Source organism: Providencia rettgeri, assembly GCF_041075285.1.
Lineage (GTDB): Bacteria > Pseudomonadota > Gammaproteobacteria > Enterobacterales > Enterobacteriaceae > Providencia > Providencia rettgeri_G.
The window spans coordinates 577,442-602,853 of sequence record NZ_CP163512.1 but is presented as its reverse complement, the minus strand read 5'-3'; the positions used below and the strand labels follow the sequence as shown (position 1 = coordinate 602,853).

General features: G+C 41.0%; 21 protein-coding genes. 6 read left to right on the top strand and 15 right to left on the bottom strand.

Annotated elements, in window-relative coordinates:
• Window positions 1-46 precede the first annotated feature (46 nt).
• Complete coding sequence (gene clcA / locus AB6N04_RS02685; protein ID WP_369310389.1) at window positions 47-1,432, top strand: H(+)/Cl(-) exchange transporter ClcA; 1,386 nt, start codon at window positions 47-49, stop codon at window positions 1,430-1,432.
• A 52-nt stretch (window positions 1,433-1,484) separates the two neighbouring features.
• Here the strand turns inward: clcA and tehB are convergent, their stop codons facing one another.
• From tehB to AB6N04_RS02660, 5 genes are all read right to left on the bottom strand, one after another.
• Window positions 1,485-2,372, bottom strand: a complete 888-nt coding sequence (gene tehB, locus AB6N04_RS02680) for an SAM-dependent methyltransferase TehB (protein WP_369310388.1) — start codon at window positions 2,370-2,372, stop codon at window positions 1,485-1,487.
• Window positions 2,373-2,491: 119 nt separating this feature from the next.
• A complete protein-coding gene (locus AB6N04_RS02675; RefSeq protein WP_369310387.1) occupies window positions 2,492-3,571 on the bottom strand; it encodes a linear amide C-N hydrolase in 1,080 nt (359 codons plus the stop codon).
• A 180-nt stretch (window positions 3,572-3,751) separates the two neighbouring features.
• Window positions 3,752-4,525: a topoisomerase IV gene (locus tag AB6N04_RS02670; RefSeq protein WP_369310386.1), complete on the bottom strand. Its 774-nt coding sequence runs from the start codon at window positions 4,523-4,525 to the stop codon at window positions 3,752-3,754.
• A 282-nt stretch (window positions 4,526-4,807) separates the two neighbouring features.
• Window positions 4,808-5,386: a YceI family protein gene (locus tag AB6N04_RS02665; protein WP_369310385.1), complete on the bottom strand. Its 579-nt coding sequence runs from the start codon at window positions 5,384-5,386 to the stop codon at window positions 4,808-4,810.
• Window positions 5,387-5,399: 13 nt separating this feature from the next.
• A complete protein-coding gene (locus tag AB6N04_RS02660) occupies window positions 5,400-5,957 on the bottom strand; it encodes a cytochrome b (protein ID WP_369310384.1) in 558 nt (185 codons plus the stop codon).
• A 356-nt stretch (window positions 5,958-6,313) separates the two neighbouring features.
• Between AB6N04_RS02660 and AB6N04_RS02655 the strand changes: the two genes are divergently transcribed.
• A complete protein-coding gene (locus AB6N04_RS02655; RefSeq protein WP_369310383.1) occupies window positions 6,314-6,943 on the top strand; it encodes a glutathione S-transferase family protein in 630 nt (209 codons plus the stop codon).
• A gap of 147 nt (window positions 6,944-7,090) precedes the next feature.
• Here AB6N04_RS02655 and AB6N04_RS02650 read toward each other — a convergent pair whose 3' ends face one another.
• Window positions 7,091-7,711: a malonate decarboxylase holo-ACP synthase gene (locus AB6N04_RS02650; RefSeq protein ID WP_369310382.1), complete on the bottom strand. Its 621-nt coding sequence runs from the start codon at window positions 7,709-7,711 to the stop codon at window positions 7,091-7,093.
• A 208-nt stretch (window positions 7,712-7,919) separates the two neighbouring features.
• On the opposite strand from AB6N04_RS02650, the gene AB6N04_RS02645 reads away from it, so the two are divergent.
• Window positions 7,920-8,930: an FUSC family protein gene (locus AB6N04_RS02645; protein ID WP_369310381.1), complete on the top strand. Its 1,011-nt coding sequence runs from the start codon at window positions 7,920-7,922 to the stop codon at window positions 8,928-8,930.
• A 442-nt stretch (window positions 8,931-9,372) separates the two neighbouring features.
• Window positions 9,373-10,014: an NAD(P)-dependent oxidoreductase gene (locus AB6N04_RS02640; protein WP_369310380.1), complete on the top strand. Its 642-nt coding sequence runs from the start codon at window positions 9,373-9,375 to the stop codon at window positions 10,012-10,014.
• A 101-nt stretch (window positions 10,015-10,115) separates the two neighbouring features.
• Here the strand turns inward: AB6N04_RS02640 and iolB are convergent, their stop codons facing one another.
• The 9 genes from iolB to AB6N04_RS02595 all read right to left on the bottom strand — a co-directional run bounded on the left by iolB (window position 10,116) and on the right by AB6N04_RS02595 (window position 22,922).
• Complete coding sequence (gene iolB / locus AB6N04_RS02635) at window positions 10,116-10,946, bottom strand: 5-deoxy-glucuronate isomerase (RefSeq protein WP_369310379.1); 831 nt, start codon at window positions 10,944-10,946, stop codon at window positions 10,116-10,118.
• Window positions 10,947-11,344: 398 nt separating this feature from the next.
• Window positions 11,345-12,238, bottom strand: a complete 894-nt coding sequence (gene iolE, locus AB6N04_RS02630; RefSeq protein ID WP_369310378.1) for a myo-inosose-2 dehydratase — start codon at window positions 12,236-12,238, stop codon at window positions 11,345-11,347.
• A gap of 28 nt (window positions 12,239-12,266) precedes the next feature.
• Window positions 12,267-14,174 (bottom strand): 5-dehydro-2-deoxygluconokinase, encoded by a 1,908-nt coding sequence (gene iolC / locus AB6N04_RS02625; protein WP_369310377.1) that lies wholly within the window; start codon window positions 14,172-14,174, stop codon window positions 12,267-12,269.
• A gap of 25 nt (window positions 14,175-14,199) precedes the next feature.
• Window positions 14,200-15,333, bottom strand: a complete 1,134-nt coding sequence (locus tag AB6N04_RS02620; protein ID WP_369310376.1) for a Gfo/Idh/MocA family protein — start codon at window positions 15,331-15,333, stop codon at window positions 14,200-14,202.
• A gap of 325 nt (window positions 15,334-15,658) precedes the next feature.
• Window positions 15,659-16,087 (bottom strand): PTS sugar transporter subunit IIA, encoded by a 429-nt coding sequence (locus AB6N04_RS02615; RefSeq protein WP_369310375.1) that lies wholly within the window; start codon window positions 16,085-16,087, stop codon window positions 15,659-15,661.
• A gap of 54 nt (window positions 16,088-16,141) precedes the next feature.
• On the bottom strand, window positions 16,142-17,548 hold the full coding sequence (locus AB6N04_RS02610; protein ID WP_369310374.1) for a sugar porter family MFS transporter: 1,407 nt from the start codon (window positions 17,546-17,548) through the stop codon (window positions 16,142-16,144).
• Between the two features lie 418 nt (window positions 17,549-17,966).
• Window positions 17,967-18,953, bottom strand: a complete 987-nt coding sequence (gene iolG, locus AB6N04_RS02605; protein ID WP_369310373.1) for an inositol 2-dehydrogenase — start codon at window positions 18,951-18,953, stop codon at window positions 17,967-17,969.
• Window positions 18,954-19,460: 507 nt separating this feature from the next.
• Window positions 19,461-21,398: a 3D-(3,5/4)-trihydroxycyclohexane-1,2-dione acylhydrolase (decyclizing) gene (gene iolD, locus AB6N04_RS02600; protein ID WP_369310372.1), complete on the bottom strand. Its 1,938-nt coding sequence runs from the start codon at window positions 21,396-21,398 to the stop codon at window positions 19,461-19,463.
• A 12-nt stretch (window positions 21,399-21,410) separates the two neighbouring features.
• Window positions 21,411-22,922, bottom strand: a complete 1,512-nt coding sequence (locus tag AB6N04_RS02595; protein ID WP_369310371.1) for a CoA-acylating methylmalonate-semialdehyde dehydrogenase — start codon at window positions 22,920-22,922, stop codon at window positions 21,411-21,413.
• Window positions 22,923-23,316: 394 nt separating this feature from the next.
• On the opposite strand from AB6N04_RS02595, the gene AB6N04_RS02590 reads away from it, so the two are divergent.
• Both AB6N04_RS02590 and AB6N04_RS02585 read left to right on the top strand, forming a co-directional pair.
• On the top strand, window positions 23,317-24,153 hold the full coding sequence (locus AB6N04_RS02590; RefSeq protein ID WP_369310370.1) for a MurR/RpiR family transcriptional regulator: 837 nt from the start codon (window positions 23,317-23,319) through the stop codon (window positions 24,151-24,153).
• Window positions 24,154-24,413: 260 nt separating this feature from the next.
• Window positions 24,414-25,409 (top strand): hypothetical protein, encoded by a 996-nt coding sequence (locus tag AB6N04_RS02585; protein ID WP_369310369.1) that lies wholly within the window; start codon window positions 24,414-24,416, stop codon window positions 25,407-25,409.
• The last annotated feature ends 3 nt before the right edge of the window (window positions 25,410-25,412 follow it).

The window sequence follows — 25,412 nt, the reverse complement described above, 5'->3', positions numbered from 1 at the left end:
AATATAAGTAGTTGTTATTCGGTCGTAATTAGAGAGTCCAATAAAGATGATACAGGCTAACTCATCCCCAAAATCGATATCCCCCTCAAAAGCAGGGTTATTTACACGAATAAAAAGCTCAGATAAAACGCCATTAAAGATCCTATTGCTATCCGCTATTATTGGCGCATTTGTTGGGTTAATTGGCTCTTTATTTGAAATGGGCACGACGTGGGTTAGCAATTCACGTATTCAATCTGTCGGTGACGTTGTCAGTCATAAATGGCTCGTTGTTATCGCCATGTTTTTTGTATCCGCTGTTTTAGCGATGATAGGTTATTACCTTGTAAAACGCTTTTCCCCTGAATCAGGGGGATCTGGGATCCCCGAAATTGAAGGCGCATTACAAGATTTACGCCCGGTTCGCTGGTGGCGAGTGATCCCCGTAAAATTTATTGGTGGCCTGGGTACATTGGGTTCAGGAATGGTTTTAGGTCGAGAGGGGCCAACGGTACAATTGGGGGCAAATATTAGCCAAATGTTCTATGACCTTTTTCGATTAAAAGACAATGAATCTCGCCATACTTTACTTGCCTCAGGGGCCGCTGCAGGCTTAGCAACCGCATTTAATGCACCACTTGCGGGTATTTTATTTATTATCGAAGAGATGCGCCCGCAATTTAAATATAGCTTAATCTCCATTAAAGCCGTTTTTATTGGTGTAGTTACTGCGACAATTGTCTACCGTTTAATCAACGGTGAAGCCGCGGTATTAAATATTGGGCAATTTTCGTCTGCTCCGATGAATACCCTGTGGTTATACCTTATTTTAGGGATGCTGTTTGGCGTTATCGGGATCTGTTTTAACCACTTTTTGCTGTTCCTACAAAGCCAGTTTCAACGTTTTTACCAGAACAAACTTTCGCGTTTCGTCTTAATGGGCGGCTTAATTGGAGGTCTTTGTGGGGCAATTGGTGTTTACATGCCTGAAATTGTTGGTGGTGGTTATGCCGTGATCCACCAGATGGTCGCCGGCAGCTTTACTATTACCTTACTATTACTATTTTTTGCACTCCGTTTTCTCACTTCAACCATTAGTTTTAGTTCAGGGGCACCTGGTGGTATTTTTTCCCCCTTACTAGCGTTAGGTACCCTATTTGGTGGAATTTTTGGTTACAGTGCATTAGCCATCTTCCCGGAATATCAAATCGAAGTGGGCACTTTTGCCATCGCAGGTATGGGCGCTTTATTTGCAGCTACGGTGAGAGCGCCACTAACAGGGATTGTCTTAGTATTGGAAATGACTAATAATTACCAGTTAATCCTACCAATGATTATTACTTGCATCGGTGCCACTATGATGGCGCAATTCTTAGGCGGTCGGCCGTTATATGCCGTTTTATTAGAAAGAACCTTAGCTCGCAGCGATAAACAAAAAACCGCTGAAGCTTAATGTTTCATTTAAAAAGGGGCTAATGAACGCCCCTTTTTCTGCCAATCATTGCTTATTTCTTTTTAGCAATCAAGGTGGCAAAATTTAATTTAATACGATTACCTTGTGCATCTGTACGATGTAAATGACCTGGGTTTTCGTTGTATTTTAATATTTCCCAATCTTGGTAATAGCCTTCTAGTTCACCTGGTTTTAAGAAACAGTTAAATGGCACGAAATCCAATGGCGCATCCGGTGTTTCAACCGCACAAACAATCACATTTATTCCACCAGAAAGCGTGTGCTCCTGCATATTTTTGACCACATCGGTAATTTTTTCCCGCTGTAAAAACATCAGAACAACGGTAGAAATAATTAAATCGTAATCACCTTGGATTTGATGGCTATTAATGTCATAGACCGCAGTGGTGATATTGTCGATACCCGCTTGTTGTTTTACAAAATCAATCGCCTGAATATGCTGAGGGTTAATATCTACAGCAGTGACATCATAGCCTTGTAATGCAAGGTAGAAACTATTACGCCCGCGTCCTGACCCCAAATCCAGCGTCTTACACGGTGTACAAAGGTGGTTTTCACACAGATAACGTATTTCAGAGTGAGGGGTGGTCAAACCGTGTTGTTTATAAAATTGCAGTTCAGGTTTGCACATAAACGAAAGCTGGCATTGCATATCATCACTACACGCAGAAATTCGGTGCCAAACTTGCGGCTCGATTATCGGCGGTTGGTTTTCAATATCAAACGTAAAACATTGCTCGCTGCCATCATCATTAAAAATGATAAAATCTAAAGTGCCTTGTAGCACTTTCAATTGTGCATAAGTCTCTTCTTTTGTGTTATGACGTTCTTGGAACATTAAGGGAAGAGATGCCTTATCCCAGACCGGCATGGTTTTGTAACACACTAGCTCGTTCATATCATCACCAATAAGTTGCATTTAAAATACATCTTATACTGTTAATTTATTATCTGCAAAGTATTCATCAATAAATTACTGAGCTCTTGATGTATATCAACCTACGTAATGACTGAAGGTTGATATACCAAGATTGATGACTAATAGCCTAATTGTTTTGCACTAAGCCCTAAAAATTCAAACGGTTTTGTCACCACATAATTATTGGTAGCGTCCCCTGAATAGATATGACTTTGTTCTTCACCTAGCTCCAACTTTTTCACTTTTCCTGTCTCAGCTGAGAAATCGATTTTGGCTAAATCGGTCCAGAAGATATTTGGCGTCAGCGCAGATTCAAAAAAATATAATTGGCGTTTGTGATCCACCAATGTACGCCAACGGGTTGACGAAATTTCAGGGGAAGATTCAGAACTTAAACCGTAAGGTACAGAGACGTTACGGATCACGCTAAATACACTCGCAACCGCTTTATTTGCCGTGGTATTTTGCGGAATTGCATTAACGTAAAATTGCGCACGAGCAAACCTATCCGCAGAACGGTTAGTACCCGGTAGCATCACAGTACCACCAATACCTTGCCAATATTCTTGCATCGCCAGTTGTTTTTCATAGATTGGTGAGTTAGTCATTACTTGATATTGGCGACTGTGATGAATAACTTGCTTACCATCAATATATTCAATAATCGCACTATCACCGCTGGCATCTGAAATGGATAAATGCAATGTGGCTAAACGGTTTTGACCGGGGACATTATCCGTGACCACTAGCAATGGATTTTTTTCCAAATCGGCAACCGCTTCAGCAACTGTCGCATAATTATCTAAAACATATTGCGCCCATAATGAAATCGATAGTGCCGCTTGTTTATCATTAAGTTGTGGATATTTAGACTCCGCTAACCATAATAAGTTGGCCACCAATCCTTTTTCGTTAACACCATCGGTGGTTGAAATATCGTACCCAGATGCAATTACGCTGCCGTATTTTGATGTCCATTTCACAGAATTTGGCCCTGCGACACCATCACGAGACATCCCACGGGGGAAAATCCAAAGGTTGGTGCCAATATCATATTTCCAGTCCATGGTTCGCCCAGTCATGATTTGCTCATTTTCCCCTAAATAGACAACACGGGTGCAAGCTTGGCTAACTACTGCTGGTAAAGAAAGTGTTGTTAAGGTGATGAGCGCCACGATACTTTTTTGAACAAACTTCATGCCACCTCCAAAAAAGGTTAAAACTAACATATTGATATAATAAGCATACTACATAAATGCAAATGCTAAGATGTGCGTAGATAAAGTATAAAAAATGGCAGAAGATGTGAACAAAAGAAATGTAATAATTGATCATACGTAATAGCATCTCATGACGAGATGCTATTGTTTAGCCAAAAACTAATTATTCACCGATGAAAATAAAGAACGTAATAATGCCGCTTTTTTGCCATTATCAGGGATCGCAAGGATTTCATCGTAAAAACTAATAGAAACCTGGCAAGCTAATGCAGGGGATTTTTGACCTGCTTTTAAATTCCCAAGAATAGCCGCGTCGGCGCCATATTTAGTGCTTAGTCCAGATGCTAATTGACCCAATATTTCCGCGTATTCGGTTGGTGGCATTAAAGCTTGAGTTTTACCCGCCTCACTGGAAATTAATAATTCATTGGTTGCTTGGATTTGTTTTAATAAAACCGCTTGGCTTTTCTTCGGTGGAATGATCTCTGCCGTTTCTCTTAAATGAGGAAACAGCGAATAAAAACAGGTCTTTCCTGTTGGATCTTCTTCCAATAAAACTTTAAGGTAATCATTTACTTTGGCGGTAAAATTTATCACTGCATCATCAGACACATATTCCATCCGCTCAACAACGAGTTTCATTACACTGCCGACGATTTGGTCAAATAATTGGCGACGAATATCTTCATTTTCAGGATAATACTGTGTGATCAGATGCTCAAAACTTTGGTAGGTTTCAGGGCTGATTTTTTTCACTGTCGCAATAATTGGCAGCTCTTTTTCAGCTTGCGCCAACGCTTCTGAGTGGATAGCGGTATTGTTATCCGTAGATAACACATTATTATCTTTGCTTAACCAGTAAAAACCGACGGCAAATGCAATAAATATAATGCTAACAATCAATGCGGTTTTACGTGAACTATTTGTATTCAAAGTCGCCCTGCCTTTTCTTAATCAAACCAATAACTACTCGCGTTTTCATGGTATTAGGTTTTCTTACCAAATGCTTAACCCCCTGATGACACTATGTCATTTAGGTAATTATAGTGTGCATTAAGATAACGTCCTGAATTAACCTGAAAAAAGTGATAGTGGCTATTTTAGCCTGTATCAATGAAGGCTAGCTATAGGAATAAGGGAAATTACAAGAGAAAAACGAAAGGATTGACACACAAAATCCCCCTCAGGTGTATTTACCAGAGGGGGAAAATCAAATTATTTTGTTTGAACACCTTCAACTGAAATCAACAGTTGAGCTTCTTGAGATTTAGGGCCTAAATCAGACTTAATATTAAAATCTTTCAGTTTGATATTACCTTGTGCTTCAAAACCTGCACGGTATCCACCCCATGGATCTTTACCCTCACCCATTAATTTTGCATCTAATGTGATAGGTTTTGTGACACCATTTAAGGTGAAATCACCCGTAATTTTATAAGTTTCGCCCTCTTTTTTCACTTCCGTTGAAACGAATTTCGCTTCTGGGAATTTAGACGCATTTAAAAAGTCTGCACTACGCAAGTGTTTATCACGCTCTGCATGGTTAGTGTCTACGCTACCCGTTTTGATAGTAACTTCAACTTTGTCTTTTGATGGGTCTTTTGCATCATAAGTAAAGGTACCATCAAAATCTTTAAAGCTACCGTATACCCAGCTATAACCTAAATGCTGAATACGAAATTCGATGAAAGCGTGTTGGCCTTGCTTATCAAATTGGTACGTTTGCGCAAGCGCAGAACCTGCTGTTAAAAATAGTGCGCCAGAAGCCAGACCAAGAACCGTTTTCTTCAACATAATTATCTCCACGTTACTTATCGGGGTTAAAACCCAACATTCTTTTTAATGTAATATCACGATCAAAAAAGTGATGTTTCAATGCGGCAGCCGCATGTAGAACTGACAATAGAACGACTGCCCAAGCGAGGTACAAGTGAATTTCACCCGCGGTATCCGCTTGTGTTGCAGCACCTGTAAATAAAGCTGGGACATCAAACCAACCAAATACACTGATTGGCTGACCATCAGCGGTTGAAATTAAATAACCGCTAATCAATATACTGAATAAAATAATATATATCAGAATTTGAACAGTTATAGAGCTGACTTTAGTTAATTTGCTATAGGTTGGTAATGGCTTTGGTGGCGGTGAAATAAAACGCCAAATTACACGAAATGCCATAACAATAAATAATAGTATTCCTATACTTTTATGGATCTCCGGTGCTTGATGGTACCAACTATCATAATAGCCCAGTGTCACCATCCATAAACCTAAGGCGAACATTCCATATACGACAATCGCGACTAACCAGTGAATGAGCAGAGTTAAGTGCCCATAACGGGTTGTATTATTTTTCCATTGCATGATAAAAAACCAGTTAAAGATGAAGGTGATATTTAATTAACTAAGCCATAATAATCATAAGGTGAAATTAATTTTATTCCTATCCCAAAGTTAAACAAATATTTTGTTGAAGATATTCAAATACGATCACCATTATAAAAAATAGTTTGTTATTTCATTTTGTCTATATGGGATCATAAAATTTAAATAAAGTTTTTTCCAGTTTTGTAAATCACCGTGATATCTTATTTTTAATAATGCCATTATTTCTATCTTATGCTTATCCGTTATATTCTTTTTAAGGATAAAAAATATTTGTAGAACCATTCTATTCCTTTTACATTGGTATCCTCCCTTCTTTATTTGCAGGTTTGCCTATGTATACTCTTTGGATAGCGAACAAAAATTACTCTTCTTGGTCATTGCGCCCTTGGGTTTTGTTAAAAGCGTTGCAAATTCCTTTTAACGAAAATATCTGTTTTTTTGAAAGTGGCAAAAGTAGCCATGACAAATTTCGTCGTTTTTCGCCAAGTGGTTTAGTCCCTTGCTTAGTCGATGGAAATCTGACGGTTTGGGACTCCTTAGCGATTTGTGAATATATCGCAGAAGATCACCCGCAAGCATGGCCAACCGACCGTGTTGCAAGAGCATGGGCGCGCAGTGCCAGCGCCGAAATGCATTCAGGCTTCACCACACTGCGCCAACAATGCCCAATGGATATTTCTCGTAATGTGCCATTAAAAGAGATATCCCGTGAGTTACAAGCAGACCTCGATCGCATTTCACAATTATGGCAAGAAGGACTAAAAAAATTTGGGGGGCCGTGGCTTGCAGGAGGTGAATTTACAGCAGTGGATGCGTTTTATGCACCTGTTGCGTTTCGCATTCACAGTTACCAGTTGCCGGTTAATACAGCGGCACAGCAATGGGTTGCCCGTATGCTAAGTTTGCCAGCCATGCAAGAATGGCGACAAGCCGGTATTCAAGAACCGCATATTGATCACTAACAAAATAGCGCAGGGAATTGCTCCGCTGCGCCATTTTTAGCCGATTATCGTTCGGTAAAAAATCACCTGCACGAACATCAAAATTAATAATTAAACGATTTGCTTAACAAACAAACGTATTACGTGCATTTTTACGACAAATACAATTTATAGGCTTTCATCCCAAGGATCTGCCGTCATCACATCCCCTTGCGGGGTATGCAATGTCACTTGCTCATTTTTAAACCATTCCGCTAAAGAAAAGCCACCTTTGGGGGTTTCCACATGAATATCGATAGGGCAATAAGGCGTATTGGCTTTAATCGCAAATTCAGCAAAATCTTCTTTTTGGTGGCGCGTTGGACAGCGTAGTACCACATCAAGATCGCAATCAGATAACATACTTTGAATATCAGTCGCCAATGTATAAGCACAACTGCCTGTTACTCCCCATTTCCACGGCCATTTTGTTTGTGAGATTAACCATAAGACCTGCACAGGCGGCAATGCAATAAACATCGACCGTTGCAATTCAACGGAATCAGCAACCAATGATTCTACGTTCATGATATGGGTGATCGCTGATTTTTTAATTTGTGTCGTAACACGTTGATGGGGCTTGATACCCCGTATTGCGACTGTAATGTTTGCGTCTTCTGCTTTATCTCGGTATACCGTCAATGGTAACTTACAATTCCACTGGGCCTCCACCCATTGTGGAAGCGATCCTACCTCGACATCTTCATTATTACCGACCCAAACAAAATCATGAGGATTGATTATTTGCATTGTTTTACCTTAATGATTGTGACGACTGCTCTTTGCCTATTATGCCTTTTTTGTCATATAAAAACAGAAGTTACCTCGACTTTGCTTGAGTCATAACATTTATTCCCAATCTGGTAAAATCGCCATTTCCCCTTGAAATCCCAAGGTGCTTATTATCTAATTACCTTAATAATTAATAAGTTAAATATCATTTTATGAGCGTCGTATTATGAGAGCGTTTCCGGCTATACACGATGGAATTATTTTTACCAGTTGCATGTTTTTTAGCGCAGTGACCGCTTTTACGATTTTAGATGCTCAAGCAGCCATGTGGGCAGCCTTCTCAACCTTGTATTCCTTTAATTTGTTTAATGCAGCCAAAGAATATAAAAACTACGCCTATACCACGTTTTGTTTATTGATGATTTTAGTGTCAATTTTTATTGGTGATACTCTACGCCTTGGTACCGCATTTTATCTTTACCTCGCTATCTTCTCGTTTATTTATTACCAATTGTACGGCACTGATCCTGCTATGGATCTAACCATGAAATTTATGATCATCATGTCGACAATCGGCACTATTTTGCCGGATATCTCCAAAAGTTTGGCACTGGGCTTTATTATTGGTAGTGGTGTAACACTCATTACCTATTATGTACTTAGCCATAAAATGACACGCCACAGTGTGATCACCAGCGCCTTAGTTGAACGAAATTTATTTACCCTGCGTAAAAACATTATTCCTCGATCAATGACCTATGCACTTGGGTTGCTACTCGCTTTGGCTATTCCACGTTTTATCGACCTTGGGCACTTTTATTGGACGCTGCTGACCTTTGTGTTTGTCTTACATCCCAAGTCAGAAAGTATCATCAAAATTACTTTGCAAAGGGTCTTAGGTAGTCTAATTTCTGTTTTGTTACTGTTTTTTTTATTTAATACGCCATTGATGCCGTATATTGGTTTAATTGCAATGGTTGTTTTTGCTTTTTTAATGCCAATGAGTTTTCACCACAGTTATACCTTTATGACATTTGTTGTCACCAGTTTGATATTATCTGTGCTTGAGCAAGTGGTTTATTGGCGGCACCCAACCTATGAATTGCTATTTGACCGCGTACTGGAAACTGCGTTAGGCGGCGCAATTGCTATCATAACAAGTATTATTTTAAAATTATTCCGAGAAGGAACCCCAACTCAGCAAACTGGCGAAAAAGTTAATACCCCACAGCAATAGGCTTTACTAGGGGGCTGTTGACCTTTGATGGTCAATTTTTATTCGAATTATAGCCATTTTAGGCAAGGCGAGAGGTTCTGCGCCTTGTGAACTCGGCAAAAGCCTCTCAACGCACCATTAAATGAGTGAAACGTGCGTTAATCGAACCCGTAGGGCAGCGTTTAAGGACAATAGTTGATTCAAATCGTCGTCAGTCAGTACGCCGGATCCACTTTGCCATTTTGGGAATTGTTTTTTTGAGCTTTTTTGGGCTGTAGAAATCAGTAGCAAAGATAAACAGCCCCTAGGGTAACGGCATTTTCTGATTGTTCATATTCCTCGCAAGTTAACCGGTCACACGCAAAATCAAAAAAATGCACTAAGTACATTCCGTAGAAGATAAATCTACCCTATACTTTAATAAGATGATATTTACATAATCAAACAACACTAGGGGTGACGTATGAAAATATCGATCATTGGTGCAACAGGATTTGTGGGAAAAGCATTAGTTGCTGAAGCGCTGCGCCGCCAGCATCAAGTTACCGCCATTTCTCGCCACAGTAACACTTTGCCACAACACGCTCATTTGATAACAGAATCTGGAGATGTTACGGATGTTGCTTGGCTAACCTCTCGCCTTAAAGGCCAAGACGTGGTGATTAGTGCATTCAATGGTGGCTGGAAAAACCCGAATTTATACCAAGATACTGTCACAGGAAACCATGCTATTTTACAAGCGGTACAAAAAGCCATGGTGAAACGTTTTATTGTTGTGGGTGGTGCAGGTAGTTTAAAAATCGCGCCTAATATGGATTTAATTGATTCCCCTGATTTCCCCGCTGAAATTAAACCGGGTGCACAAGCGATGCGTGAATTCAAAAATCAGTTACAAACTATAGATACCCTTGATTGGACCTATGTTTCCCCCGCTGCCATGCTTGAACCCGGTGAACGCACAGAAACCTTCCGTTTGGGAGGCACTGAATTGTTAATGAATGGCAACGTACCAGCGAAAATTTCAGTTGAAGATTTTGCCGTTGCTCTCCTTGATGAAGTGAATAATGCTCAGTTTATTCGCCAACAATTTACGGCAGCCTATTAATTAATCAGAAAAAAGCCGGTAAAAAATTTTACCGGCAAAATAGATAACAGATTTGGTGCTTACAACTTTATTTCACTTTATTCACGATTGCAGGTAACAACTTACTGCCCTTTGTGTTTGGCGGTATACACATCGCTATTGACCCAATTATGGTCTTTTTCCCATGTAAATAACCACTTACGTGTCGGCCCTGCCATCACATTTAAATAGTAGTTATCGTAGCCTGCCACAGTTGCCATTGGGTGATACCCTTTTGGCACCATAACCACATCTTTGTTATACACTGCCATACACTCATCTAATTCACGGTCGTCAGTGTAAACACGTTGCATGCAGAAACCTTGTGGTGGATTCAAACGGTGATAATAGGTTTCTTCTAAATAGGTTTCATTGGGTTCATTATCGGTGTCATGTTTATGGCTAGGGTATGAGCTGGTGCAGCCTTCGTCCGTAAACACTTCGACAACTAATAAGCTATCCGCGGCTTTATCATCTGGCAAAATATTGTGCACATAACGTTTATTATAACCATGACCTCGTTGCTCTGCGCCAATATCATCAGGACCAATTAGACGGGTTGGATAAGTCCCTTTTCCTTTCGCACTGCAAACGGCAAGTTCCAATGCAGTTTCAGCTTTAACTTCAGCAAACTCTTGTGCCGTCACATATACCGCATACGGTTTTTTCCGTTCAAACGGATCCATGCGATCACCAATATTTTCAAACTTTTGATTTGGTGTACTGATTGTCGCCTTACCAGCCACTAGTACTAAACACATTTCGTTTTCAGACGCAGGTAACGAAATGGATTCACCTTGCTTCAATTCGTATACATCAAAGTGTACATATCCCCAGTTAGCAATCTGCGGTGTAATATGCTGAGTACGCTTATGTGCATCTGGAGCATGGTATTTCGACAGTAGTTTTGACATAACTTTCCTCTGACACTTTTTAGGTTCTAGTTAGATAATTCTTTTCAGACACTAACTGTTTCATCAATTAAATCAGTTTGTGGCTAGAGGCTGCTTATCGTTAATGACCATTTTTATTCGAATTAACGCCATTTTAGGTAAGGGGAGAGGTTCGCTGCCGAGTGAATTCGACAAGCACCTCTCAACGTCGCATCAAATAAGTGAAACCTGCTTTAATCGGCCCCGTAGGGCTACATTTTAAGCATCAAACTTCATTCACATAATCGTCCCTTGATTGACATATCCATCCTGTGGATTGTTTTTCGCCCTTTTTTAGCGGTAAATTCAGCAGCAAAAATATACAGCCCCTAGGTAGGCAAACGCAGCCAAAACCCCACAAACTAAAATATAACTAACGCTTAGATCAGCCCTGCATCCTTAGCGAATTTATGCAAGTTATTGAACCCCAAGGTGGCATAAGTCAATGGATGTGCAATCGCAGGGTCTTGCTCTGCTTCCACAACTAACCAACCATTTTCATACTGGCTATTCTTCAATACCTTGAAGACTTCTGGGTAATTAACACAGCCATCACCTGGTACGGTAAAAACCCCCGCCAACACAGCATCTAAGAAGCTTGTTTTGCGGTTTTTCACATCTTTAAGCACATCAGCACGCACGTCTTTGCAATGCACATGGTTAATACGTTTTGCCCAGCGTTTTGCCACTTCAACAGGATCTGCCCCTGCAAACGTTAAATGACCTGTATCGAGGAGTAAACCCACTTCGTCCCCAGTATGTTTCATTAAGTTATCTACATCTTCAGCAGATTCAATTACCGTTCCCATATGGTGGTGATAGGCAATTTTAACCCCTTGAGATAACGTATATTTCGCAAACTCTGTCAGCTTTTTACCATACTCTTCCCATTTATCTGCTGGGAAAAGTGGGCGCATATGCACGGGTTTATTTTGATCCCCATGAATACAATGGGTTACTTCAGCAAACACCATAACCTTTGCACCAAGATCACGCAGTAATGCTAGGTGCTCTTGTACGGCTGCAATTTCTTCTTCCACACTGCGGGTTAAGAGCTCCCCCGAGTACCAGCCAGATACTAATTGTAAATCGTGCTGTTTTAAAATTGGCCCTAAAACGTCGGCTTTACGTGGGAATTTGTTGCCCAATTCAAAGCCTGCAAACCCCGCCTGACGACCTTCCGTCAAACAAGTTTCCAGTGGCGTTTCCGCCCCCAGTGTGGGTAAATCATCATTGGTCCATGTCAAAGGGTTGATACCAAGTTGGATTGCCATGATGAAGCTCCTGTGTAGGTAAAAGGGATTATTGTTTACGCTGACGCCATAGGGCTATCAGGTTTAAATAGTTTGTTTTAATTTTCTGCACCAGCTCGTCATCATTCAGCTCACCTTTCATCCATTCTAATGATGGTTTACCAAATAAAGTACGACCCACTGCGAATCCTTTAACGATTGATTTTCCTGCTGCGGCATTAAAGCCTGCTTGCAGCTCATCTTGCGGGGCATCTAACCCTAATAACACCACGCCACGGCAATATGGGTCACGCTCTTGAATTAAGGCGTCCACTGCATCCCAATTTTCCGCTTTTAGCGGGGGTAATTTCCACCAATCAGGTTTAATACCTAAGTTATAGAAGCGTTTAATAGCACGTAAGTACAGTTCATCATTACGCTCCATGTCCGCAGGTAGAATCACTTCAAGCAATAACTCATGACCCGATTGGCAGCATGCGCTATACACTTCTTGAACGGTTTTTTCTTGCTCTAAACGTAGCGGATGATTATCTTCTGGGTGGAAGAACACCAAGCATTTCACAATATGCTCTTTCGGCCAGCTCACCAGTTGGGAGCCAATATTGCCGTGTTCTAAGCACAATGGTCTTGAAGCAGGTAATTCAATTGGACGCCCAATCCACCAGCCACGCCCCGTCACATCATTTAGCACATCTTGCCCAAAAGTACTGTCACATAATAAACCCGCTTTACCTTGTAAATTCGCTTCTTGTGACACTTCAAGACTGGCTCGGAAAATCAGTTTTTTCAGGTATGGAATACAAGCAATATCCACCCCAGCGGTGCGTGCCATATCCACAAACTGAATGCGATGGTCAAATGCCATCACGCAAAGTTCATTCCATTGTGTACTACGCGTTGTGACACGGTGCAGATGGTTCAAGACTGGGTCAAGATCAGGGCGTGGTACAGCCGCTGCGCGCTCAAGGTAGTTATCTAACTCGACTTTTGTTGGCATCGCAGGCGCACAACCATGACGTGAAACCACCAGTGCACCACATGCATTCGCATAGGCACAGGCTTTTTCCCAACCGTCTCCGTTTAGGTAGCCTCTCAACAAGCCAGACATGAACGCATCGCCCGCACCTAGCACGTTAAGTACATCAACTCGAACACCCTGTACGGTTATGCCTTCATCTAAGGTTTCTGGGATTGCGCCACTGAATACTGAACACCCTAATGAACCACGTTTACACACCAATTCAGCATCTGTTAGTTGGCGAATATTTTTCAATGCTTGGACGGTGTCAGTTGTTCCCCCTGCAATATGGAACTCTTCTTCGGTTCCAACAATCAGGTCAAACATCCCTAACACTTCTTGCAGTTGCTGCGTAACCGTGTCTGAGGCAATAAAACGTGTTTCACCATCACCTAAAGAGGTTAACCCCCACAATACGGGACGATAATCGATATCAATTGCAGTTTTAACATTATTCCGTTTTGCATATTCCAGTGCTTTCAACACCGCAGCACGGGTTTTCGGGTTCGATAAATGCGTGCCTGTAATCGCTAAGCAACGGGAGGACGCGATATATTCTTCACTAAAATCATCCGGTGTGATGGCCATATCTGCGCAATTATCACGGTAGAAAATCAGTGGAAAGGTATCTTGGTCTTTGATGCCTAAAATCACTAACGCGGTTAATCTGTCTTTATCTGTGATCAGATGGCTAGTGTCGCATCCTACGCGTTGTAACTCCTCGCGTAAAAAGCGCCCCATGTGTTCATCCCCCACACGAGCTAGCATTGATGATTTCAACCCTTGTATAGCTGTGCCGAATGCAACATTACCTGATGAGCCCCCCAAATATTTGGCAAACGTACTCATATCCTCTAAACGAGAACCTATCTGTTGTCCGTATAGGTCAACGGCAATACGGCCCATACAGATAACATCTAACTTCTTCTGCCTATCCATTAATCACCCCTTAACTGCAACAGAATTAATTGATTTCTTTTACTTTGACCCAACGCTGTTCTTCGTAAGAACATGCAATAGCATCTAAAATACGCGACACTTTCCAGCCCTCTTCAAAATCTGGCCATATGGGTTTATCTGTCGCAATACCATCAATTAAATCGCGTACTTCGACTGTTTTTTGATCGTTAAAACCAATACCATGACCCGCACCACCACAAAATGGTGCATAGTCTGGATGTTCAGGTCCAACTAAGATTGTTTTGAATCCTTGGCGGTTCGATGGCTCATCGTGACGATACAGTTTCAATTCCGCCATGCGCTCTTGGGTAAATGACAAGGTGCCTTTTGTACCTGTAACCACATAGGTTAGTCCCATTTTACGACCCGAGGCGATGCGGGAAGTCTCAATCACCCCCATTGCACCACCAGCAAAACGCACCATCGCATGTGCCTGATCTTCATTTTCTACCGCCACCATCACTGAAGAGCCTGCTTTCTCCGGGCGTTCTTTGATGACAATCTCCATATCGCCACAAACCGTTTCAATATCGCCAACCAAGTATTGCGCCATATTGATAATATGTGCACAAAGATCCCCCAACGCTCCTAATCCCGCTTTTTCTTTAAAACAGTGCCAATGGATTGGTGCTTTGGGATCTGCCATATAGTCTTCGTTATGGGTACCATAGAAGTGGATCACATCCCCGATTTCACCATTGGTGATGATTTCCTTCGCTAACTGAGCGGTAGGGTTTTTCATATAATTAAACCCAACCAAGGTTTTTACCCCCGCTTTTTCTGCGGCAGCAACCATCTCTTTTGCATCATGAGAATTGAGGGCTAATGGCTTTTCACAATAAACATGTTTGCCATGTTTGATCGCTTCCATTGCCATTTCTTTGTGTAAAAAATTAGGAGAACAAATATCCACCACATCAATATTTGGATCGGCGACCAATTTGCGCCAATCATCCGTTGAACGGTTAAAGCCCATTTCCTGTGCGCGGGTTTGTGCTAACTCGGGGGTCACTTCCGCAATCATTTCACGCACGAGTTTTCCTTTTAGTGGAAAAACCGTTGATGCTTGTGCATAAGCAATCGCATGAGCACGCCCTATGTAGCCAGTTCCAATCATACCAATACGGATTTCTTTCATTTGTTCTCTCCCTCGCACATTCTGTCTGGCGCAATGGCTATCCGAATGCTTTTATTGAATACTTTTGATTTGACAATACCGTTATACGGAATATTTGTTTCATTTACAACACAATCAGAAATATTAATTTCATTATGTGATCTGGTATGAATTTTTCTGTAATCACATAATTTAAAAGAGATTAAAATAATAAAATAACTTATAAAACGGAGATTTCAGGCATAAAAAATGAAACGAATTTGAAATTAGTGAAATGAAATGGAATAAAAAAGGATAAATAAGAGGAAATGGGAAGCGTACAATTATCCGCTTCCCAACGAAAATATTAACGATGAAGAATACTTAAAAACTCTTCTTTACTTGATGTTAGCGACAGCGCATTGGCAATAAATTCATCACTAAAAATCAAGGCAATTTCTCTGAGTACATCAATATGTTCTCTTGATTTTGCAATCACACCAATCGCAATAAACATCACATTGGTTCTGTCCCATATTACGCCATCCGGAAATTGGAAAATCTCAACACCGCTGTGCAAAATGATATCATTTGCTGATTTAGGCAAGTGCGGTAATGTAATGCCATTTCCTAAAAAAGTTGAGATTTGCTGTTCTCGTTCAGCTAAAAAGTGGACGCAATCCCTGTCAACATAGCCCTTACGTTTGAATTCAGCGCCAACCATCTGCAAGACTTCGGCTTTATTTCTCGCTTGGCAACCTAAATGCAGACTTTGTGTGGTCAGTTGTTCAATCATATTCCACCCTCTTGTAAATTCATTGAGTGCATTCACCTTGTGAATGCACAGTAATTACATTGACGACAACTCTTCTTCCAGCTGTTCCAAAGATTTGTTTGATGTTTCAGGCAATAACTTCACGACAAAAACAATAGCGAGATAGTTTATTACAGCGAAAATCAAGAACACTGGACCTAATCCTAGCTCTGCCTGCAACACTGGGAATAAATAGCTAACAATCGCATTCATGATCCACATAAAGAAAACCGAGATCCCCATGGATAAGCCTCGAATTTTCAGAGGGAATAGCTCAGCCAATACAACCCACGTAAGGAACCCCATCGTTCCTTGCATCACGCCTACAAACACGGCACCTAATAACCAAATTAACGTGGCTTTCACATCTCCTGTTAAGAAGTAATCCGTCGCCGCGATTAATAAGTGTAATGAGGCCATCAGTGCAAAACCACCGACAATTAACGTTTTTCTTTTAAAGCGGTCGACTAAAAACAGTACACCAATAACCATACCACCTACGGAGAACACCCCATTAAGTACGTTGAAAACTAACGATGTTTGCTCAGAAAAACCGGCTGTTTTTAAAATTTCTGTACCGTAGTACATAATGACGTTCACACCCGTGGTTTGCTGCAATGCTGCCCACACCATGCCAATGAGAACCAATTTAAAAATCCACGGGGTATTGAAGATAAGTGCTAGATTTCGTTTATAGGCATCGGGATTTTTCTTGGCTTCTGCGGATTCAACATCCAACAATGTGACAATATCGTCGAACTCTTGCAATGCACGTTTTTCAGGACGAATTTGCTTTAAAATAGCCAGTGCTTCTTCACGGCGATTTTTGCTCATTAACCAACGTGGGCTTTCTGGCGCTCTCCACATACCAAATAATAAGCACAAAGCAGGAACAGCCTGAACAAGCAACATATAACGCCAAACGTCAGGTAAATGCCCCCAGATAGAACCGATAATAGCGTTAATTGCAAACGCCGCTAATTGACCGATAACAATCGCGACTTCATTTAGCCCTGTTAATTTACCCCGCATCTCTGTCGGTGCGACTTCAGAGATAAAGGTAGGTGCAGTCACGGAAGCCCCACCGACAGCGAACCCTAGAATAAACCTAGCAACTAATAGGACTTCAATATTCGGCGCAGCAGCGGATAAAAAAGCACCAAATAAGAATAAAAAAGACAGGTACAGTAAGTAAGTCCGTCGCCCCACATAGTCAGCAATACGCCCGCCACATACACTACCGAGCGCGGCGCCAACTAACAGAACACTCATCACTAAACCTTCTGTCGTTGGCGTGAGCCCCATATTTTCTTTTAATGATGAAAATGCGCCATTGATGACACCGGTGTCATACCCGAAAAGCAATCCGCCAAAGGTGGCTACCAATGTAATTTGGTGCAACCTTTTTCGTTGTTGTTGGTTGAGATTCATTATTAATGACATATTATTACCTTATTATTTGAATCATTATGTCAGTCAAAAAATGCCTTTTCAGTATTTAAGTCAATGCGTTAATTTAAGGATTAAATAATGAAAACACTTTTTAACACGCTGAATTGAATCGCTATTTGATTAACTTCCATTATGTTTTTAAATCTCTCCATTAGAGGGAGTTCAATTAAATACAATGAATACAACAAGTTAACAAAAGGAACAAAAAATAAGATTGTAAAAAGTCCTCAATCTATATCGGAATATAAAAAGTCTGTAGCGTTTTTTAATTAAGAACAAAGTCCACTATTTTTTTATATTTAATTTATTAGAAAAATATTTAAATATATTTGGCATTGTATTGGCGGACGAAAATAGTTTTTCGCCCGCAGATTGGTCATCGAATTTAAAACATCGTCAAAAAGACAAGCTACAACTTAATTTCTTTACCTGATTTTAATGACTCAAGTGCTTTATCCGCCAAATACAGCGCTAACTCACCATCTGTTCCTGTCGTTTCTGATGTGGCGCGACCGGCTAAAATATCCACAAAGTGTTCCCACTCGGCTTTATAAGCTTCATGATAACGTTGTAAGAAGAAATACTCTGGTTTCGCCGATAAAGCCCCTGCTTCGCTTAACAATGACACACTGTTTTCTTTAATATTCCCCGCAGTGAGTAGACCTTTTTCACCGTGTAATTCAATACGCTGATCATAGCCGTAACCTGAACGACGACTATTAGAAATCGTAGCCATTGCACCCGATGGGAATTTTAGAATAATAAATGCAGTATCAATATCACCAGCTTGACCAATGGCAGGATCAACCACATTGCTGCCTTGAGCAAATACTGAACATGGCTCTTCGCCTATCATAAAGCGCGCCATATCAAAGTCATGAATTGTCATGTCTCTGAACATGCCGCCAGACACTTTAACGTATTCTGCTGGTGGAGGAGACGGATCACGAGAAGTAATAATTAAGGATTCGGCTTTACCAATTGCGCCTTGTTGGAATAAATTTTTCAGGTGGCGAAATTGTGGGTCATAACGGCGGTTAAAGCCAATAAACAATGGCACATTATGTTCTTTAACGCTTTTTAAGCACTGTCTAACACGCTCAAGGTCAAGGTGAACGGGTTTTTCACAGAAAATCACTTTCTTGTGTTTCGCTGCAAGTTCGATTAAATCAGCGTGAGTATCTGTCGCAGAGGCAATCAGCACACCATGAACATTCGGGTCTTGCATTGCTTCTTCTGTGGTTTGCACTTTTGCTTGGTATTTTTCAGCCAAGGCAACCGCATTGGGTTGATAGGGATCGATAACAGAATAAAGTGCGGTTTCTTTATGGCCGGCAATATTAACAGCATGAACCTGTCCGATACGTCCTGCGCCGAATAGTGCTATGTTGAACATTCAAATGCTCCTTGATACTTTAAATCCACTATTTGGATAGTAAGAAATATACCAAATAAAACGTTCATTTCAATTTATAATTATTTGGAAATTATATTTTTGGGCGCTAGGTAACAAATGTTACATTAAAGTGGATTTTTAGTGTCGCTTAGATCACAAAACAATAATGCAACCTATCAATATTTGACAATAAAGTCTGCACTTTATTGCGCTATTTTCTTTCAATACTTCTTTTAACATCTTAGCGACACCATTTTTTGGAATATATATTTCAACATATTGTTTTTTAAACCATTAAAACCATAAAAAAACCCAGCAAAAGCTGGGCATAAGTAGACAAAGCTAACAGGTAAATTAGCCACGTAGAATATAAAGTGAAATGCAATCCTTGCAAATTTTCCAATAACGACCCTACCTGACGATGTTGACGTTAGAGAGAGTACCTCCAAGCCTATTTTCGGCGGTCAGTAACCGCCGATGACAATTTTCAGATAAACAAAACAGCCATTAATAGAGGCGAACGTTGTTCTCAACCATTTGCTTAATGCGCTCGGCTGCCGCAACGATTTCTGGTTTCTCAGACACTTGTGCCGTACCTGTACGCCACCAAGCTTCATAACCATTTGTCATTGTTTTTGGCAACACTTTAATGTCAATCAATACGCAACCAGAGTGTTCTTTAGCCCCTTCAAGGGCCTCCACCAACTGAGCTTCATCGTGTACCCGATAACTTTTACAACCATAACTTTCGGCATTTTTGGCAAAGTCGACCTTCACTAATGGCCCATCCATTAAGCCTGTTTGTGGGTTTCTATGACGGTTTTCAGTCCCAAAACTGCCCATGCCTTGGCTCATCTGTAAATTGTTAATACAACCAAACCCTGCGTTATCAAACAATAAAATGGTAATTTTAATGTTCTCTTGGATAGCCGTTTGCAATTCACTGTGTAACATCAAATAAGAGCCATCGCCGACCATCGCATACACAGGCTGTTGAGGTGCTGCAATTTTAGCACCGACAGCGGCCGCTATTTCATACCCCATACAAGAATAGCCATACTCTAAATGATAGGTATCAGGTTGTTTTGGCAACCAAATACGTTGTAAATCACCGGGTAATGAGCCGGCAGCCCCCACAATGATGGCATTGTCTTCCATATGTTGCTGCATCAGCCCCAGTACACGAGTCTGTGTTAATTCCGTGCCCAGTGCTTTACGATACTCTTCGAGCTTATCATCAAGGTGCCCGGCAATTTCTGGTACAAAATCCAACGGTTGATACTGAATGCTAAACAAACGATCAAGCTCATTTTTCCATTGTGCTTTAGCCTGTTTGATTTCATCGCCCCATTGTCCTTGGTAGCCTGTCCCTTTCATTTTGGCATCCAGTGCTTGCAGCCCTTCTTTTGCATCTGCGACCACTTTTAACGCATCCAATTTACTTGCATCAAATTCCGCTACATTGATATTTAAGAATTTAACCTCAGGATTGCTAAACAAAGACTTAGAAGCTGTAGTAAAATCAGTAAACCGCGTACCGACACCAATAACAAGGTCGGCTTCTTTAGCCAGTAAGTTGGCGGCTAATCCTCCCGTTGTTCCTATCCCTCCCACATTAAGTGGATGGCTGGCTATAATGGCACTTTTCCCTGCTTGGGTTTCCCCAAATGGAATGTTGTAATTTTCTGCAAATTGCACAAATGCATCATGCGCTTCTGAATAACGCACCCCGCCGCCACACACTAATAGCGGTTTTTTCTTACGTTGGATTAAGGCAACTGCCTCTTCAATACTCACCGTGGTTGCAGGACGGCGCTCGATACGATGAACGCGTTTTTCAAAGAAGTAGTCAGGGTAGTCCCACGCCTCTCCTTGCACATCTTGTGGTAAACAAATGGTCACCGCCCCTGTATCGGCGGGATCAGTTAACACACGCATCGCATTAACCATTGCTGCCATCAATTGTTCTGGACGTGAAATTCGGTCCCAATAACGGGAAACAGGGCGGAAACAATCGTTGGTGCTGATTGTACCATCACCATATTGCTCAACTTGTTGTAAAACAGGATCAGGTTGACGGGTAGCAAATGTGTCACCCGGTAATAATAACAATGGGATACGGTTTGCCGTCGCGGTCGCAGCAGCGGTGATCATATTCGCCGCACCAGGACCTACAGAAGAGGTAACTGCAAAAATTTGTTTACGTTTCTTTTGCTTAGCAAAACCTGTTGCAATATGCGCCATGCCTTGCTCGTTACATCCTTGATAAACGCGCAGGTGACCTGGCGCTTCTTCAAGCGCCTGTCCTAAACCTACAACGTTACCATGGCCAAAAATCGTAAATACTCCCTGAATAAACGGATACTGCTCACCATCGACATCAACATATTGTTGGTTAAGAAACTTTACCAATGCTTGAGCTGTGGTCATTTTCTGCTTATTCATCTGGGTCTCCATTTATTCCATGGTGGGCATTGTGAAACTGCTTTCGTGATGCTCTAAGCGCACACTCGCAGGCCAACGGCTTGTCACTGTTTTCATGCGTGTATAAAAGCGTACACCGTCATTTCCATGCACATTTAAGGGGCCAAAAATTGAACGTTTCCATCCACCAAAGCTATGGAACGCCATCGGAACAGGGATTGGAATATTAATTCCGACCATCCCCGCTTGCACATTCTCTTGGAATTCACGTGCCGTTTCACCATCACGAGTAAAAATGGCTGTTCCATTGCCATATTCGTGTTGATTAATCAGTTTTAAACCTGTTTCAAAATCAGGAACACGCACGATGGCAAGAACCGGCCCAAAAATTTCTTCTTTATAAATGTCCATTTCAGGGGTGACATTATCAAATAATGTTGGCCCGACGAAATAACCATTTTCAAAGCCTGTGACTTTAAAATCGCGACCATCAACTAACAAGGTCGCACCTTGTTTTTCACCACTGGTAATATAGTCACAAATTTTAGCTTTATGCTGTGCTGAGATCACCGGCCCCATGTCGTTTTCTTTGCCTTCAGTAATACCAGGGCCCACGGTCATTTTGGCAATTTGGCCTTTCAAGTTTTCAATCAACGCATCCGCGGTTTCATCCCCCACCGCTAGCACAACGGACAAGGCCATACAGCGCTCACCCGCAGCACCAAAAGCAGCCCCCATAATGGCATTTGCCGCCTGTCCCATGTCCGCGTCTGGCATTAAAATACAATGATTTTTTGCACCACCTAATGCTTGGCAACGCTTACCATGGGCAGATGCGGTGGTATAAATGTATTCCGCAATTGGTGTTGAACCAACAAAACTCACCGCTTGTACTTCAGGGGCTGTCAATAATACATCGACGGACTCTTTATCCCCTTGTACAACGTTAAACACCCCATCGGGTAAACCCGCTTCTTTTAACAGTTTTGCCAATGCTAATGCCAAAGAAGGATCTTTCTCTGACGGTTTTAAAACGAAAGTATTCCCCGTTGCAATCGCTACTGGGAACATCCACATTGGCACCATTGCAGGGAAGTTAAACGGTGTGATACCTGCACACACCCCCAATGGTTGCATTAATGAATGGCTATCGACGCCAGTCGCTACATTAGCGGAGTGTTCACCTTTTTGTAAGTGTGGAATACCACAAGCAAATTCAACCACTTCAAGGCCACGCGTTAACTCACCAAGCGCATCAGAAAAAACTTTACCGTGTTCTTTCGAAATCAAACGTGCTAAATCATCCATATTATCTTCAAGTAATGACTTGAATTTAAACAGGATACGAGAGCGTTTTAATGGTGATAATTTAGCCCATTTAGGAAAGGCTTTATGCGCAACTTTAATGGCGTTTTTTGTTTCATCAGCGCTGCTAAGTCCGACTTGTGCAATTTGCGTCCCTGTTGCAGGGTTAAATACTGGCGCAAAACGCCCACTTTGACTGGATACGATTTCACCACCAATGAAATTATGAATCTGTTCCATGCTGCCTCTCTTTAGCTGATAGAGTTACTTTGTGTTATTTAATGTATATGAAATATTTGTTTCATTTTCAACTGAAATTGAAATAACATTCAATATATGTGATCCAGACAAAGTTTTTATGAAATTTTCTATTCACGTTAAAGACGTGTGTTTCAAAAACTCTTTTCATCCACTATCCAAGCAATTAGCATGCCTATTTATCATGAAAAATGTTGCTACACTGCCTATTGAACAAAAAGAAAAATTTGCGCTAAGCCATTCAATTTACTGACTGAAGCTCAAATTAGTTAAGATAACAGTAGAGAAAAGGCGGCGTCATATGAACTAATTGTTTCAAAAAGATTCGACTAACGGCACAAAACAACTACAATTAGAGCCAAATCATGGAGGTTATATGTCAAGTGCATCAAATTTAAATGAGTTTCAAGAGCAAGTTCGTGCTCGTTATGACGAGCTAAGCAAACGCTTACAACAGGTGGCAAGGTATGTCCTCGACAACACTAACAGTGTCGCATTTGATACTGTTGCTGTTATTGCCAAAGAGGCCAACGTACCGCCATCCACGCTGATCCGTTTTGCAAATGCATTCGATTTCAGTGGCTTTAATGAAATGAAACAACTGTTTCGTATGAATTTAGTCGAGGAAACCGCGAGTTATACCGATAGAGCGAGGCTCTTTCGTGAAATGGATAGTGAACAAGAATTAAGTGATGATCCTGCGCATATTTTAAAAGAATTCGCCCATTCTAACGCCCAAGCCTTACAACAAATGGCGGCTAGAACACCCGCAGAAGATATGGAAAAAGCGGTGTCATTGTTAGCGGATGCACAAAATGTTTATATTATTGGCTTACGCCGTTCTTTTAGTGTCGCGACTTATTTAAGCTATGCTCTTAGCCATTTAGAGTGTCGACCTGTGTTAATTGATGGCCTCGGTGGGATGTTTAAAGAACAAATAAGTCGGATCAGCGAAAATGATGTTGTGATATCCATTAGCTTCACGCCATACGCTTCAGAAACCGTAATGGTAAGTGAAAAAGCTGCGCAGGCAGGGGCAAAACAGATTGTCATCACCGATAGCCAAATTAGTCCATTAGCCAGCTTTAGTGATGTATGTTTTGTGATCAAAGAAGCACAAGTTGATGCGTTTCGCTCTCAATCCGCCACATTATGTTTAGCACAATCATTGACCGTTGCCTTAGCCTATCGGCAAGGCAGTAAACTCGTTTAACTTTAAAGGCGCTTACCTCACACCTCCATGATTTAAGCGCCTTCCCTTTGCTTACCTTATATCTGTTTTCTTAACTCACCCTGCGTTTTTTCGTATAACTCGACATCTTAACTGTGATTTTCTGACATTATTTTCGATAAATTGTGAGTTACATCAGAAAATACAAGTTCCAACAAAACATTCAAATGAAATTATTATTTCACCCTGCTATGTTGAGATTATGTAAATTTATGATATACACCAAACGTAGGGATAAAAGCATGGTAAACACACATTTTCTGTATTTACTTGGTCATCTTCGTTTACTTGAAGAGCAGCATTCCATCATGTCCCTAGAGCGTACTGGTGTTGGTTTAATTGGCACACACACCCAGAATTTACCTTATATTCAAGCAATTAAATTAAGCTCACACCACTGTGAACTCAAAGGTGTTTGCAATATCGATCCACCTCTACCTTCCATGACCTATTTTATGTGTCAAAAGCGGAAAATAGAGGAAGTAGTTAATAATGAGGAAGTAAACTCCATCATTATGACTTCCGTTTGCAGTGATGAGTTACTCAAATTTACGATAGAACGTGTTATTGATGCGGGTAAAGATCTTTTACTCAATAATATCCCAAATTATGATGAATCTGAGCTAAATGAGTTAGTTAAACGAGCAAAGCGTAACGAGGCTCGCATCAATTACAGCCCTATACTTTCTTTTGAAGCGTCATTTGCTCAATTAAAATCCTCTTTATTAGCCAACAATGGAACTGAAACAGGGTTATTACGACTTTCTTCCCATCGGATCATAGAACCTGAAAACAGACTACCTTTCAATACACTGCGTAGCGTACTAACGCAGCAAGTTGAATTACTCCTTCTGTTATTACCCGATTTTTCGCTAACCACTGCTTCAATTCAATATTCACATCCGTTCGCAAAAATGGAGGATGGTGATGTACTCATCATAAACCTTCGCCATAAAAGCGGGTTACTCATTTCATTTGAACTGTTTTTTAATAGCGGATACCTATCCGATAAACTGTCCCTTAAGCAGTGTAACCATAGCTATGAAGTAGAAAACAAACTCGTTTTTAACCAAGAAAATCAGAATATTAATGAAGATAATGTTATTGTTAGGCAGCTAGATCAGTTTGTTCTGAAGCTACGTGGTGATACAAAATCAGTACAGGTATCTCACTGGTTACAAACTAATAAACTCACTAATCAAATAATAAACCAGCTAAATATTAGTGGCTTTATTTAAGAT

Bases quoted from the DNA above. Each gene is read 5' to 3' on its own strand.
- clcA (WP_369310389.1), top strand. From the start codon at position 47: ATGATACAGGCTAACTCATCCCCAAAATCGATATCCCCCTCAAAAGCA.
- iolE (WP_369310378.1), bottom strand. From the start codon at position 12,238: ATGGCAATCCAACTTGGTATCAACCCTTTGACATGGACCAATGATGAT.
- AB6N04_RS02665 (WP_369310385.1), bottom strand. From the start codon at position 5,386: ATGTTGAAGAAAACGGTTCTTGGTCTGGCTTCTGGCGCACTATTTTTA.
- AB6N04_RS02675 (WP_369310387.1), bottom strand. From the start codon at position 3,571: ATGAAGTTTGTTCAAAAAAGTATCGTGGCGCTCATCACCTTAACAACA.
- AB6N04_RS02655 (WP_369310383.1), top strand. From the start codon at position 6,314: ATGTATACTCTTTGGATAGCGAACAAAAATTACTCTTCTTGGTCATTG.
- iolC (WP_369310377.1), bottom strand. From the start codon at position 14,174: ATGGATAGGCAGAAGAAGTTAGATGTTATCTGTATGGGCCGTATTGCC.
- AB6N04_RS02615 (WP_369310375.1), bottom strand. From the start codon at position 16,087: ATGATTGAACAACTGACCACACAAAGTCTGCATTTAGGTTGCCAAGCG.
- AB6N04_RS02585 (WP_369310369.1), top strand. From the start codon at position 24,414: ATGGTAAACACACATTTTCTGTATTTACTTGGTCATCTTCGTTTACTT.
- AB6N04_RS02595 (WP_369310371.1), bottom strand. From the start codon at position 22,922: ATGGAACAGATTCATAATTTCATTGGTGGTGAAATCGTATCCAGTCAA.
- iolG (WP_369310373.1), bottom strand. From the start codon at position 18,953: ATGTTCAACATAGCACTATTCGGCGCAGGACGTATCGGACAGGTTCAT.
- iolB (WP_369310379.1), bottom strand. From the start codon at position 10,946: ATGTCAAAACTACTGTCGAAATACCATGCTCCAGATGCACATAAGCGT.
- iolD (WP_369310372.1), bottom strand. From the start codon at position 21,398: ATGAATAAGCAGAAAATGACCACAGCTCAAGCATTGGTAAAGTTTCTT.
- AB6N04_RS02590 (WP_369310370.1), top strand. From the start codon at position 23,317: ATGTCAAGTGCATCAAATTTAAATGAGTTTCAAGAGCAAGTTCGTGCT.
- AB6N04_RS02650 (WP_369310382.1), bottom strand. From the start codon at position 7,711: ATGCAAATAATCAATCCTCATGATTTTGTTTGGGTCGGTAATAATGAA.
- AB6N04_RS02620 (WP_369310376.1), bottom strand. From the start codon at position 15,333: ATGAAAGAAATCCGTATTGGTATGATTGGAACTGGCTACATAGGGCGT.
- AB6N04_RS02640 (WP_369310380.1), top strand. From the start codon at position 9,373: ATGAAAATATCGATCATTGGTGCAACAGGATTTGTGGGAAAAGCATTA.
- AB6N04_RS02660 (WP_369310384.1), bottom strand. From the start codon at position 5,957: ATGCAATGGAAAAATAATACAACCCGTTATGGGCACTTAACTCTGCTC.
- AB6N04_RS02645 (WP_369310381.1), top strand. From the start codon at position 7,920: ATGAGAGCGTTTCCGGCTATACACGATGGAATTATTTTTACCAGTTGC.
- tehB (WP_369310388.1), bottom strand. From the start codon at position 2,372: ATGCAACTTATTGGTGATGATATGAACGAGCTAGTGTGTTACAAAACC.
- AB6N04_RS02610 (WP_369310374.1), bottom strand. From the start codon at position 17,548: ATGTCATTAATAATGAATCTCAACCAACAACAACGAAAAAGGTTGCAC.